This is a genomic window from Arthrobacter sp. I3, from assembly GCF_000520575.1.
In the GTDB taxonomy this organism is placed as follows: domain Bacteria; phylum Actinomycetota; class Actinomycetes; order Actinomycetales; family Micrococcaceae; genus Arthrobacter; species Arthrobacter humicola_A.
Genome location: NZ_KI914916.1, coordinates 103565 through 116238 on the forward strand (window position 1 = coordinate 103565; position 12674 = coordinate 116238).

At 63.8% G+C, this 12674-nt stretch carries 16 protein-coding genes and 1 pseudogene; 10 read left to right on the forward strand and 7 right to left on the reverse strand.

Features of this window, described 5'->3' with window-relative positions; translation table 11 throughout:
• Nucleotides 1-164: 164 nt before the first annotated feature.
• From Y706_RS0108485 to Y706_RS0108500, 4 genes are all read left to right on the forward strand, one after another.
• A complete protein-coding gene (locus Y706_RS0108485; RefSeq protein ID WP_028276269.1) occupies nt 165-1004 on the forward strand; it encodes a hypothetical protein in 840 nt (279 codons plus the stop codon).
• Complete coding sequence (locus tag Y706_RS0108490; RefSeq protein WP_028276270.1) at nt 1001-1414, forward strand: phage holin family protein; 414 nt, start codon at nt 1001-1003, stop codon at nt 1412-1414. The genes Y706_RS0108485 and Y706_RS0108490 overlap by 4 nt, the downstream gene beginning before the upstream one ends.
• Before the next feature lie 19 nt (nt 1415-1433).
• On the forward strand, nt 1434-2042 hold the full coding sequence (locus tag Y706_RS0108495; RefSeq protein WP_028276271.1) for a DUF3618 domain-containing protein: 609 nt from the start codon (nt 1434-1436) through the stop codon (nt 2040-2042).
• A gap of 83 nt (nt 2043-2125) precedes the next feature.
• Nucleotides 2126-3283, forward strand: a complete 1158-nt coding sequence (locus Y706_RS0108500; protein WP_028276272.1) for a YihY/virulence factor BrkB family protein — start codon at nt 2126-2128, stop codon at nt 3281-3283.
• 12 nt (nt 3284-3295) lie between these two features.
• Here Y706_RS0108500 and Y706_RS0108505 read toward each other — a convergent pair whose 3' ends face one another.
• From Y706_RS0108505 to Y706_RS0108520, 4 genes are all read right to left on the reverse strand, one after another.
• Nucleotides 3296-3928: a CG0192-related protein gene (locus Y706_RS0108505; protein WP_028276273.1), complete on the reverse strand. Its 633-nt coding sequence runs from the start codon at nt 3926-3928 to the stop codon at nt 3296-3298.
• A 215-nt stretch (nt 3929-4143) separates the two neighbouring features.
• Complete coding sequence (locus Y706_RS0108510; RefSeq protein WP_216699117.1) at nt 4144-4491, reverse strand: DUF6510 family protein; 348 nt, start codon at nt 4489-4491, stop codon at nt 4144-4146.
• Entirely contained in the window at nt 4488-5225 is a 738-nt protein-coding gene (locus Y706_RS0108515) for an FAD-binding oxidoreductase (RefSeq protein WP_028276275.1), read from the reverse strand. Before Y706_RS0108515 ends, Y706_RS0108510 begins: the two co-directional genes overlap by 4 nt.
• Before the next feature lie 10 nt (nt 5226-5235).
• Nucleotides 5236-5829: a sulfite oxidase-like oxidoreductase gene (locus Y706_RS0108520; protein WP_028276276.1), complete on the reverse strand. Its 594-nt coding sequence runs from the start codon at nt 5827-5829 to the stop codon at nt 5236-5238.
• Between the two features lie 199 nt (nt 5830-6028).
• On the opposite strand from Y706_RS0108520, the gene Y706_RS24370 reads away from it, so the two are divergent.
• The 5 genes from Y706_RS24370 to Y706_RS28690 all read left to right on the forward strand — a co-directional run bounded on the left by Y706_RS24370 (nt 6029) and on the right by Y706_RS28690 (nt 9371).
• Nucleotides 6029-7429: an MFS transporter gene (locus Y706_RS24370; protein ID WP_253906728.1), complete on the forward strand. Its 1401-nt coding sequence runs from the start codon at nt 6029-6031 to the stop codon at nt 7427-7429.
• A 123-nt stretch (nt 7430-7552) separates the two neighbouring features.
• Nucleotides 7553-8113 (forward strand): Chromate resistance protein ChrB, encoded by a 561-nt coding sequence (locus Y706_RS24375; RefSeq protein WP_043435491.1) that lies wholly within the window; start codon nt 7553-7555, stop codon nt 8111-8113.
• Nucleotides 8114-8118: 5 nt separating this feature from the next.
• On the forward strand, nt 8119-8583 hold the full coding sequence (locus tag Y706_RS24380) for a DUF1232 domain-containing protein (RefSeq protein WP_043435493.1): 465 nt from the start codon (nt 8119-8121) through the stop codon (nt 8581-8583).
• Complete coding sequence (locus Y706_RS0108540) at nt 8573-9178, forward strand: cation efflux transmembrane domain-containing protein (RefSeq protein WP_253906730.1); 606 nt, start codon at nt 8573-8575, stop codon at nt 9176-9178. Before Y706_RS24380 ends, Y706_RS0108540 begins: the two co-directional genes overlap by 11 nt.
• Before the next feature lie 40 nt (nt 9179-9218).
• Nucleotides 9219-9371, forward strand: coding sequence for an LPXTG cell wall anchor domain-containing protein (locus Y706_RS28690; protein WP_028276278.1), 153 nt, complete (start codon nt 9219-9221; stop codon nt 9369-9371).
• 190 nt (nt 9372-9561) lie between these two features.
• On the opposite strand, the gene Y706_RS0108550 is transcribed toward Y706_RS28690, so the two are convergent.
• Both Y706_RS0108550 and Y706_RS0108555 read right to left on the reverse strand, forming a co-directional pair.
• The gene (locus Y706_RS0108550; RefSeq protein WP_028276279.1) at nt 9562-10197 is read right to left on the reverse strand and encodes a LysE family translocator; all 636 of its coding nucleotides are present in this window, start codon (nt 10195-10197) and stop codon (nt 9562-9564) included.
• A gap of 166 nt (nt 10198-10363) precedes the next feature.
• A complete protein-coding gene (locus Y706_RS0108555) occupies nt 10364-11182 on the reverse strand; it encodes an alpha/beta fold hydrolase (RefSeq protein ID WP_043435495.1) in 819 nt (272 codons plus the stop codon).
• A 97-nt stretch (nt 11183-11279) separates the two neighbouring features.
• On the opposite strand from Y706_RS0108555, the gene Y706_RS0108560 reads away from it, so the two are divergent.
• The gene (locus tag Y706_RS0108560) at nt 11280-12344 is read left to right on the forward strand and encodes a hypothetical protein (protein WP_028276281.1); all 1065 of its coding nucleotides are present in this window, start codon (nt 11280-11282) and stop codon (nt 12342-12344) included.
• A 27-nt stretch (nt 12345-12371) separates the two neighbouring features.
• On the opposite strand, the pseudogene Y706_RS27970 reads toward Y706_RS0108560, so the two are convergent.
• Nucleotides 12372-12674, reverse strand: a pseudogene (locus tag Y706_RS27970) (patatin-like phospholipase family protein); the annotation flags it as partial.

Here is a 12674-nt window from a genome sequence, read left to right on the forward strand (position 1 = left end):
GCGATTCACCCGACGGGCGGAAGGCGGACCGTCCGATTTTCGTTCGAGGCCTTGCGCGACATATAGCAAGTGTGCTTAGTATCTAGTTAGTAACCGTGCTTACTAATTTCATCCGGTAGCGCTAGTCACGATCCCAAGCGGACCATTCCTGAAAGAGAGCAACGATGACACAGAACCCATGGGCCCAGGCAGCACCCGAAGCTTCCCCGGACCGGTACGCCGGTGTTGGAGTTGTACCCCCGCAAGGCACGGGACGTGCTGACTCCAAACAGGAAGCGGCCAAGGACGAAGCTGCGGACGTAACGCGGCACGCGGCAGACGCTGCCCAGAACGTCGCCGGGACGGCCAAGGCCGAGGCAGCCAACGTTGCCGCCGAGGTCAAGACCAATGCCCGGGACCTGCTGCACCAGGCAAAGTCCGATCTCACCGAGCAGGCAGGAACCCAGCAGCAGAAGGTCGCCGAAGGTCTGCGGTCCGTCGCCGGCGAACTGCATTCCATGGCTGCCGCCTCTGACCAGCCCGGCGTGGCCACTGACCTCGTCCGCCAAGCTGCCGAGCGGTCCTCCGCTGTTGCGTCCTGGCTCGATGGCCGGGATCCGGGTTCGCTTCTGACCGAGGTAAAGTCCTTTGCCCGGCAGCGCCCGGGCACCTTCCTCCTGCTCGCGGCTGGAGCCGGTGTCCTGGCTGGGCGTCTCAGCCGCAGCTTGAGCGCCGGCGCCCCCGAAGCGACGGGCGCTACCGCTACCGGCACGTCCACTGCTGGCCGGATCCCCGATACCGGGGTAGCGGTTCCGCCGCCGCCGGTACAGATGCCCGCTCCGCAAACCACGACGGCGGGCCTCGCTGACACCTATCCGCCGAATCCGCTGGACTCCGATTTGGGAACCCCCGATCCGCTCCGCGACGCCGGGCAGGGCCGCCGGTCCTCAGAGTCCGTGGCTGGTGAGCCATTGCAGCAGGCTGATCCGCTGCGCGATGACCCCTTTGATGGTGGCCGTCGATGAGCAGCGAAATGCCTCCCACGGCCGCGCAGGCAAAGGCTGAATCGACGTCCCTGGGTGACCTCCTCGGTGAGGTCACACGGGACATGTCCACCCTGATGCGACAGGAAGTGGAACTGGCCAAGGTCGAACTCAAGCAGTCCGCCACCCGGGCAGGCAAAGGCACCGGCATGCTCGCCGGCGCCGGCGTCGCTGGCCATTTCGTGCTCCTGTTCCTGTCTTTGGCGCTCTGGTGGGCGCTGGGGATCGTGATGGGACTCGGCTGGTCCGGCGTTGTTGTCGCCGTCATCTGGGCAGTTGTCGCCGCCGTTCTGGCAGCCATGGGCCGCAAGGAACTGAACGCGATCAAGGGCATGCCGAGGACGGCTGAAACCCTCCAGGAAATCCCGCCCACCCTAAAACCCAACTCCTAAGATTCAGCGAGGAAACACGATGAGCGAAAACCCGGATGTCATCCGAGCAGATATTGAAGCAACCCGTGCCCGCCTGGGCACAAACGTGGACGCCGTCGCTGACAAAGTCACGCCGTCGCATATCGTCCAGCGGCAGACGGATAGAGTCAAAGAGAACGTCAAAGACGCCGTCTTCGGAGTGAAGGATAAAGTCATGGGAGCCGCAGACCATACCGCCGACCACGTCCACTCCACCACCGGAAGCGTCGGCTCGCATGTGAGCGACGCGGGCTCCGCAGTTGCGGGCGCGCCGGGCCAGCTGAAGAACAGGACACAGGGGAACCCACTGGCTGCCGGGTTGATCGCCTTTGGTGCCGGCCTGCTCGTTTCCTCCCTGATCCCGGCCAGTCAGAAGGAGCGTGAAGCCGCTGATGCCCTCAAATCGGCAGCCGAGCCACTCACCACGGAACTGACGGACGCCGCCAAGCAGGTAGCCGAAGGGCTCAAGGCGCCCGCCCAGGAAGCTGTGGAGAACGTCAAGGCCACTGCCGCGGACGCAACCGATCACCTCAAGGCAGACGGGCAAGCCGCTGTGGAGGACGTCAAGGATCGGACTGCCGAAGCCAAGGACAACGTTCAGCAGGCCTGAGGCCGCGTCTGAATAAGGCCGGCTGCCCTCGCTGATGCGCTGGGCGGCCGGCCATTTCCCTTAACCCCACGAAGGAATTTCCAATGGCCAAGAACCCAACCAAGGCAGAAAATGAATCCATGACCGACGCCGAAACGGACGAGAGCAGCACCGCCAAGGCCCGCACGGCACCTGCCCCGGACGACTCCCGTAAACCGGACAGCCCGGCCGACGTCACTAAGCCCTCGTGGAAGTACATCGCCAAAAAGACCCTGCGTGAATTCACCAAGGACCAGTGCCCGGATCTCGCCGCAGCACTGACCTACTACGCGGTGCTTTCTATTTTCCCGGCGCTGTTGGCCCTCGTGTCGTTGCTGGGCATTTTCGGGGACGCCAAGAAGACCACATCCGCTCTCATGGAGATCGTTCAAGGATTCGCGCCCGGTGACACCGTGGACGCGATCCGCCAGCCAATCGAGCAGCTCAGCAGTTCCTCCGCTGCCGGCCTCACCCTGGTACTCGGCATCCTCACCGCCCTCTGGTCCGCCTCCGGCTATGTCGGAGCCTTTGGCCGGGCAATGAACCGGATTTACGAAATTGACGAGGGCCGGCCGTTCATCAAACTTCGGGGCACGATGCTCGCCGTCACCATTGCCGCCGTGCTGATCGTCCTCGTGCTTTCAGCCATGCTCGTGCTGAGCGGGCCGGTGGCGGACGCCGTCGGCAACGCGATCGGCCTGGGCGGGGCCGTCCTGACGGCGTGGAACATTCTCAAGTGGCCGGTGATTCTGTTACTCGTGATTCTGGTGATCGCCATCCTCTACTACGCTACGCCGAACGTAAAGCAGCCCAAGTTCCGCTGGATGAGCCTGGGTTCCGCTATCGCCTTGGTCATCTTCCTGCTGGCGTCCTTGGCCTTCGCTTTCTATGTGGCCAACTTCAATAGCTACGAGAAGACCTATGGTGCGATCGGCGGCGTCATCATCTCGCTGCTGTGGCTCTGGATCCTGAACATGTCGTTGCTGTTCGGTGCCGAGTTCGACGCCGAGATGGAGCGGGGACGCCAACTCCAGGCCGGCATTGAGGCCGAAGAGACCATCCAATTGCCGCCACGGGACACGAAACAGAGCGACAAGCTCCAGGCCCGCGAAGAAGAGGACATTCGCCGCGGGCGCGAGCTCCGGGAACAGCACGGAATCCAGCCTGAACGGCAGGAAGGCAATACCCAACCCCGGGACGCGGACGGAGTGGGGCGCCCCTAACCCGCGGAAATGTCAGGCATCACTGATGGCGGCGAGTTTGACGTTGTCCGTCTGACCTTCCCAGGTGCCGGTCAGCGCGAGCGGGCTGGCCGGTTGCACATCCAGGTCCAGCCGCCGGATAACAAGCAGGTGAAGGTCAGCAGTCTCGATGGCGGTGCCGGCGTCGGTGGCGCGCGGTGCCGCTGAAGAGACGTGAGGGACTGAATCGAGTTTCGGCCCGGTGCTTCGCACGTAGACCGTCTGGGCCAGGAGTTCCAGGTTTTCCCCTTTTTGGAGGTATTGCTCTGCCTGCGGCCGGCCCAGCATGATGCTCGCCGCCAGCGCTGCCACGTAGATTGGATCGGCGCAGGCATCGTAAACCCACCTCGGGCCGAGAACCGAGTGCTGCATGGTTCCGACCAACCAGGATTCCGCGCCGGCCAAGGGTTGGGCCCTGTACGTGAGTGGGACTTGAAAAGTGGAGTTACCCACCGACACGATGATGGTTTCTATGCCGACCTCGCCGGCGGGGTCGTCGAACCGGTAGGCGCCAACTTTGTGCAGCGCTGCCGTGCCGGGTTCCGTGAACCAGGGCTGGCGGGGCAGCCACTCTGCGAGAAGCTCAAGTTTCGTCGGCTGCAGTTCTGCCTGATGGATGATCGCCATGACGGTAAGCCTGACCGCGCACTGGCGACACGTTGATCAAATAACTAGAGGAAAGGTACTGACCACTGGTTGGCGATCGCCCGGCCGAGTGTCGTTGTTCCAGATCCACTGGCGCCCATGATGAAGCGTTGAGGGTGTTCAGCATCGTCGCAGACTACCTCTTCACGCCCCCTGCGGTCTTGAGCACGGCGGGGTGCGGATAGCAGAGCAGCGCGTTAGGTCTCCCGGTCGATCTGAAGGTAGCTGAGTCCGCTGACATCGAGCCAGAATTTGGTCGGAGTCTCTACGAGACGCAGCAGGACGCCCCCGCAAGAACTGCAGCGCACAACTATTCCCGGGGCATCGGCATAGACCGCTGCTTCCCCGAAGACCCTGACAGCGCCACAATTCTTGCACCGACCGATCGCTGCAATGATGTCGATGCGGAACAGTTCCCACAGGGGTCCTGCTGCCGCGTTCCCGTCAAGATGAGGTATCGGATTGCCTGCGGTCCCGGCGATGTCCTGGTCCTCGAGGCGCGGGTCCTCAGCACCAGGGGAAGCGGAGCCGTTGTTGCCAGTCACCGTATTCCTCCCGTTCCGCCAAAGCGTTCGGTCTTGATTGAGGCGGTCGGATAGCCCGCCTGCACCATCCACTCTGTGACCGTTTCGACAAACATCGTCTGACCGCAGATGAAGATGTCGGGTGCCATGTCCGCCGGCAGGATGCTTGCCAACAGTGTTTCAGCGGTGAGTCGCCTCGGGGCCCTTGGCCAGCCCTCCGGAACTTTGCGTGTATAGACATAGTCGACCGTCAGCTTGGGAGATCCCTGGTTCAAGGCGAGCAGCTCCTCCCGATAGAACCCTGCCTCGGGCGATTTCAGCGAGTACAGCAACCGGAACTGTGAAGGATTCCCGGATGCCTCGTGGGCGCGGATCATGGACATGAGCGGGACAATGCCGGATCCCCCGGCGATCAGCTGAACCGGGTTGGGATCGGTCGGAAGCCAGACGAACCAGCCGCCGACGGGCCCCCGGATCTCCAATTGGTCCCCGACCATCAGGTCTCTGACCAGATAGGGGGAGACCTCCCCGTTGGCCAGTTCGTCGACCGTGATCTCCAGGAGTTCGTCCATGCCGGCTGTGGCTACTGAGTAGGACCGCACTGCCGTGTATCCGTCGTCCGCCGTGAGCCGGATATCGATGTGCTGGCCGGCAAGGTTGCCGTTCAGCCCGTCCACGCGCAGGCCGATGGTTCTGGAGGATTCTGTTTCAGGAACGCCGCGGATCACCTCGGCGACGCGCCACAGGGTGCTCATCTGTCCTGCCTCATGAGTAGCGCTCCTCGCGCCAGGGGTCGCCGTAGATGTGGTACCCGTTCGATTCCCAGAAGCCGGGAACATCGTGCGGCATCAGCTCGATGCCATTGATCCACTTCGCACTCTTCCAAAAGTACAAGTGGGGTATCAGCAGGCGGGCGGGGCCACCGTGGGCCCGTTCCAGTGGTTCACCGTCGAATTGCCACGCCACCCATGCCTGGCCGTCCAGCAGGTCCTGCAACGGGACATTGGTCGTATAGCCGCCGTAGGAGTGAGCCGTAGTGAACTCGGATGTTGTTTCCACATCCGCGAACAAGGTGTCCAGGGACACCCCGCGCCACGAGGTGCCCAGTTTGGACCAGCTGGTCACACAATGAATATCGGTCCGGATATCAACCTGCGGTAGTGCCAAGAGCTCATCCCAGGACCAGGCGCGGCGCTGCCCAGTCTCCGTAGTAATGAAGAATTCCCAGTCAGCCCGGGCGATATAAGGTGCAGGGCCCGCCGTCAGTACGGGAAAGCTTGGCGTCTCGTATTGGCCGGGTGGTAACGCTGTATTGCCGGTGCGCCGTTTTCCATGAAAACCAGACGAGATGATTCCCATCATGTACCTCCGATGCGGAGCTCCGCCGGTCGAATGTAATCGGTGCCCCAACGATAGGGCAACGGCGGGACAGAGACCAGACATAAAAATATACTCCGGCGACGGGCTGTACGTCCTTCCATATCTGAGTCCGGCAACCGCCGGGGCGGGTGTAGCTTGAAGGATGGGTTCCCTACCGTCGGCGCGTACGCAGAGGCTCGTGCTGTGGATCGCGATTCTCGCGTCCTTTGTGTCGTTTCTCGACGGCAGCGTCATCAACGTAGCGCTGCCGGCCATTTCCCGTGAACTGGGCGGCGGACTGACAACGCAGCAATGGGTTGTCGATGCCTACCTGATCACCCTGGGGTCACTGATCCTGGTCGCCGGTTCGCTCTCTGATTTGTTGGGCCGGGTTGTCATTCTCCGGGCAGGCCTGATCGGGTTCGGCGCGACATCAGTGATGTGTGCGCTGGCACCCACAGCGGACTGGCTGGTCCTGGCCAGAGCGCTTCAAGGCGTGGCGGGCGCCTTGCTGGTGCCCAGCTCCCTGGCTCTGATCACATCAAACTTCGACGAAGCGCCCCGGGCGAAGGCAATCGGCCAGTGGACTGCTGGTACAACCGTGGCTTTCATCGCGGGACCCCTGCTTGGTGGAGTGCTCGTTGATTCGGTGGGCTGGCGCTGGATCTTCGGAATCAACGTCCTGCCCATTGCCGTGACCTTGTACTTGCTAGCCGTGCTGCGGGCCAAGGATGTTCGCGAGGAGGGCGTGCGGATCGACTACGCGGGTGCCGTGCTCTGTGTGCTCGGGTTGGCGGGGCCAGTCTACGCGTTGATCGAACAGGGCAACTACGGCTGGGGGAGCCCACTCATTCTGATGCCCCTCGTCCTCGGCATCCTGTGCCTCGCCGGGTTCATTTGGCGGGAAAAGACCGCGAAGCACCCGCTCCTGCCGCTCAGCCTCTTCTCCGTCCGAAACTTTGCCGTCGGCAACGTGGCTACGGCCTTCGTCTACGCCGCGCTGTCGATCGGCGGGTTCATCATCGTGCTTTTCCTGCAGCAGGTTGCCGGTTTTCCGGCGACGTCGGCCGCTCTGGCCTTGCTTCCCGTCAGCCTCGTCAACATCCTCCTGGCGTCATGGTTTGGCTCACTGGCCGGGCGGTTCGGCCCGCGGTGGTTCATGGCATTCGGACCTGTTCTCGCCGGAGTTGGCTACCTCCTGATGCTCGCGTCGGAAATCCCGGTCAACTACTGGACCCAGCTGATGCCCGGGATCCTCCTGTTCGCAGTCGGGCTATCGGCGACAGTCGCACCGCTCACCGCCGCCATTCTCGGTTCGATCTCGGAACAGCAGGCCGGCATCGGCTCGGCAGCGAATAACGCCGTCAGCAGGGTTGCCGGTCTGATCGGCATCTCGCTGGTCGGCCTCGTCATGGGCGGCAAACTTGATCTCGACGGATTTCACCGGGTGGTGACCGTGACGGCGGTGCTGCTCATCCTCGGGGGCATTGTTTCCGCCGTCGGTATCCAGAACCCACGCGAGCGGCCTGCAGTCCGGGCAAGACAGAAAATCCCATCCCAAATCACCCGGAGCTACCGTATTTTCAGACCGGGCAGATAGGGCTAAGGGATTCCATCGGACCGACCGAACCTACCGGCCGAGGTCCTCGGGTTCTGTGCCCTCCCGAGCAGGGAGGATGTAACAGCTGTTACTTACCTTGTTGTAGCAGTATATGATTGATGCATGGATTGGTTGGTTCTCGTTGTCCGGTTGACTGGTGAGACCTCACGGACGAGGGTCGGTGTGTGGCGGGAGCTCCGGAGGATCGGTGCTGCGCCAGTGGCCTCGGGAGTATGGACCGTTCCAGACACGCCGTTCTTCTCGGAGGCCGTGCCTAGGGTCGTGGAGCTGGCCGGCCGCGGAACCGGCAGTGTCCTCGTCCTGCCAACGCCGGGTAGCGGCGATGCGGGAGTGGAAGGCCTGCGCTCGGCATTCAAGGAGCTCAGGTTGGATGAGTGGAAGGAATTCACCGGCGATTGCGGGGCGTTCGAGGACGAAATCGCCAAGGAAACCCGAAACGCCAAGTTCACTCTGGCGGAGCTGGAAGAGGAAGAGCAGAGCCTGGACCGCCTGCGGCGCTGGTACCGTGATCTGAAAAGCCGTGACGTTCTGGAACTGCCGGAAGCGCAGGCCGCCGACGAGCGACTGCGCGAGTGTTCCGCTGTATTCGACGAGTACGCCGAGAAGGTCTACGCGACTCTGCATGCCCCGTCAGGCCATGGCCTGCCTGAGGGCGGGGAGTAGGGGCCGTGCAGTGGTGGCACGCGGCGCTGGGGATCCTGGCCGGGCTGGTAGCTGTCTACGCGGTTCTTCTGCTGGGGTTGTGGGTCTATGCGAGGTCCCATCCGGAGACGGTGGGTATGCGGGAAGCGTTGCGGCTGCTGCCGGATGTGTTGCGCGTGCTGAGGCGTTTGGCGGCCGACCCAGCGGTATCCCGCGGCGCCCGGATCAAGCTGTTCCTTTTGTTGGGATATCTGCTCTTGCCGCTGGATCTTGTCCCGGACTTCCTCCCGCTGATTGGCTATGCCGATGACGTGATCGTCATGGCCTTGGTTCTTCGTTCCGTGATCCGCTCCGCAGGCCCGGAATCTTTGCGGCGGCATTGGCCGGGCACCCCGGCCGGGCTTGCCGTCATCGAACGGCTGGCCGGCCTGCCGGCACCCATCGCCGGAAACGCCGGGGGCGCCGGGAAAGAGAGCACGGATGCTGCCTGAAATCTTGACGCGCCCTGAGATCGCGCGCCTGAGACGTCGCGGGTTCATCCTTGAGGGCATCACGCTGGGCTGGAACGTCGTCGGAGTGGCAGTTCTTGCCGTCGCTTCCATCACGGCCGGATCGGTGGCGCTGGCCGGCTTCGGCCTGGACAGCCTGATCGAGATCGGTGCCAGCACCGTGGTGATCTGGGAACTCTCCGGAGCCGGGGAACGGCGTCAACGGTTGGCGTTGAGGCTGATCGCCGGGGCGTTCGTTGCCCTTGCTCTCTATCTGCTCGTCCAGTCCGGACTTGCCTTGGCAGCCGGGCACCACGCACGGCCGAGCCCCACCGGAATTATCTGGACGGCTGTCACGGCAGTGGTCATGTTCGCCCTCTCAGCCGGAAAGGCCCGCACGGGCAAGGCGCTGGGCAATCCCGTTCTCATAGCAGAGGGCAAGGTGACGTTTATCGACGGTCTTCTGGCAGCCGCCGTGCTGGCCGGCATCTTGCTGGACACCTTTGCCGGTTGGTGGTGGGCCGACCCCGTGGCCGGTATGGTCATCGTCTACTACGCGGTCCGCGAAGCCGTGGCCATCTTCCGCCACGATCACTGATCGTTCGGAAACAGCCACCTGGGTGGCTTAGGCTTTCCGTATGGGACTAATAATCACACTACTTATTATTTGGCTTATTCTTTCGATCCTGGGCTTCGCCGTGAAGGGCCTGCTCTGGTTGGCCATCATCGGCCTGGTGCTCCTGGTGGCTACGGCTGTATGGGGCTGGGTGAAGCGAAAGGCCAAGGCCTGATGCAACCCTGATCTTCATTCGGCGGCGGTCGGTCCTCTTCAGGACCGGCCGCCGTTTTCGTGAAATTCGCGGAGTCAATGTGCCAACTGAAGGTCCAGAGGAGGGAGACGAATAACCAGCTCGGCTCTTGAGTGGGTTGGCATTCTGCCGGATAGGGAACTGCACCTGTCCGTCGAGGTCCGGCGCGCCGCTACGAGCTGGTGCTGGATGCCAGTACGCCCAGGCCGAGCGCGGCGATGATGCCGCTGCTGCCGCGTTCGAGCCAACTGCTCACCCGGGGGCGCTGCAGCCAGGCCATTGCCTTCGCTGCCGCGACGGCTACAGCCGCCAGGTAAAGGAATCCAATGGCGCTTTCGATGGCACCGAGCACCATGGCGGTGTCCAGGGTGTTGCCGCCGTGTGGAATGAACTGCGGCACGACGGCGAGGTAGAACAAGCCGACCTTGGGGTTGAGCAGTGTGGAGAACGCGCCGGCACCGAAGCCGGTCCTTCGGCTGTAGCTCCGGCGGGGAGCGTGCCCGGCCGCCGGGGATGCAGTTGTGCGGCGCGCCCGGATCAGCGACGAGATTCCCAGATACAGCAAGTACAACCCGCCTGCGATCTTCAGCCAACGGAACACTTCCGCCGAGTCCTCCAGCACGGCGGCGAGCCCCGCTCCCACCAGCGCGGCCCAGACCAGGGATGCCAGAGCTGAGCCCAGCGCCGCCGCCAGGCCGGCCCCGGCACTTTGCAACGAGATCCTCAGCACCAGGAAGGTATCCGGGCCGGGGGTGACGGAAAGCAGCAGGCACAGCCCGGCAAAGGCCAGGAGGGTCACGACGGTCATGGGCACCATTGTCCTTTTGCTGGTAGCCCGACTGCAATCCGTCGCGATGGTTTGCTGCTTACCGTGCATTACATGACGCCGGTTGGACGCCGCGGACGGATCGTCTTGCCTTTGTTCGGCGGAGCCATAAAGCAGGGATCCGCCCGCGTGCGGGCGCCACTGCCCACTAGGTTTTGTCGTCTGATGCCTCGCGCACGCGCATGAGCCAGTCGGCGACAAGGGCTCGCACGAGGTTGGGTTGCTCATGGATCAAGGCGTGGCCGGCGCGGTCGAGTACGGCCAACGTAGCGCGTGGGTAGTGCCGGATCAGCTCCGACGGTCCTGTGTGCCCGGCGGTGGCATCCTGTCGCCCGGCAACGACCAACACCGGATGAGGATAGGCTTTCGCGGCTTCCGGCCGATCCCGCAACTCCCAGTGCGAAAAGATCCGCATCAGGCTCGACTCGTCAGCCAGGGACGTTGCGGGAGCCACATACTTCTGGAACCGACGCAGCGTTTCAGGCGTCTGCACAACGAAGTAGCTGCGGTAAGTGGCCTCGAGATCCGAGTCGAGTGCACCGGTCAGATCGACCGACGAAACAAGGACCTCGTGCTGAGGCACGTCGCGCGTCTGCGGGCCAACGGGGCAGATCAGCGCCAGTCCGACGGCCTGATCAGGTCGCAGGTTCGCAATCGCACGGGCCAGGTAGCCGCCGTAGGACTGACCCATCATAAGAAACGGTTCGTCACCAATAGTGCTGGCGATCAGGCCGAGCAGCATGTCCACGACGTCGTCATTGCCTGTGATCGTCTCGGGCGCCGGGGTCCGGCCCATCCCGGGCAGGTCCGGATACAGGCGCCGGTAACCAGGCACGTCGTCGAAAATCGGTTCAAGGGCACTGGCGATCTCGCGATGATCCACACCGGCGCCGTGGAGAGCGAGAACCGGCGTGCCGCTGCCGTACTCGGCGTAATGCACAGGCACTCCGCTAACCGTGGTCTCCATCCCGCAATGGTAGAACGCGTCGCGGCGATACCCGCCATCATCGACGGCACCCGGGACCGCTCCGGGTAAAGCTGCGCTCTGGTGGGAGGATGATTTGATGACGCCAAGTGTGGACGTATTTCTGCGGGGGCCCCGAGGGCGCCGTCTGTGCCTCGAGCTGGCGATGCTGCTGGATCCGGAGGTCAAAACGGCGGCTTCCTGGTTGGGATACGAACTTGATGGTGGACCGGGGACCTCGCGGGTCCTGCTGCGCGCTGCTGCCTCCGGGGAGGCCTCGACGCCGGCCTTTGCCGCGTCACCAGAACAGCTGGCTGCCAGGCTCGCCTCCCTGGACTTCACCGGACTTGACAGCGACCTGGTGCAGGCGGCCCTCGAGCGGTCCGTGGACACGGCAAGGTACTGGCAGGCACCCGATGGAGAGGACGTGCTCGCGGATCTCCCGAGTGTGACGGCGGCCCTGTCGCCCGTCGCGGAACAGGTCATGGCGCTGCCCGACAGCCAGTGGTTCTGGCAGCCTCGCCGGGCGGAGCAGTGGGCCATCGGCTTGCGATCGACAAACGGCCAGGCACCGCTGCCGAAGAATCCGCGACAAACACTGGCTGGGTGGGGCCGAGACGAACGAGCCGGGGAACTGCGGGCCGCGCGCGAACGCCCGGGCGATCCTCGCGCCAACTGGTCAGGAACTTGGTGGTCGATCCCGCACGGGCTGCTCCACACCGTTGGGCAGGTCCCGGCCGCACTGAGCCTCGTGGAAGATTCCCTGGGGTGGGAGCAGGCGACCACGGTTCCGGTTCGGGGAGCGGGCCGGACTCTTGAGATCGGCACAGCAGAAGACTGGATAACGCTGTGCCGCAGGTTCCCAGTAGAGGTCACTGCATCCCGGCGACACGACTGGTTCCGCCTGACCGGACGCGACGGCCGATGGGTCATCCCGGATTGGGAACAAGTGGCAGGGGAGTGGGACGCCGCGCACCTCTCCGTCCTGGGCTACCTCAACGGCGCGACGCGCCCACTAACGGTCGACGCCGAAACGGCGACGGTCATCGCCGGATGGGCCCCGGACAGCACGATCTGGCTGACAGATGTCGCGCACGAATCGGGCGGCCCGCGGCAGGCATGGCACCGCGCCTCGCACGGAGACCCCTGGACTCTCGCGCCGTAACAGTCGAACACCGACAGGTTTCAGCCATCACCGCCAGATTTCGGCGACCAGTTCCGCGAGGGCTCTGCCCTGGCTGTAACCAGCTCGAGCCGCAGGCGGACGCAGGGACAGATCCATCGCGTTGGCGCCGAACATGTGCTCGGCGGCGCTATCCGGGAAGACTGTTTGGACCCTGCTGCCCCCGGCGCGCAGTTCGTCGATTTGGGTGGCGAGATCCATGCCCCATTCGAGCGGCATCCGCGTCCTGCCGCCGAAGGGTGACAGCACCAGCACCCGCCCGTATCCAGCCGCCAGGTCGGCGTTCTCACTGCGTCGATAGCCGCCGTTGAT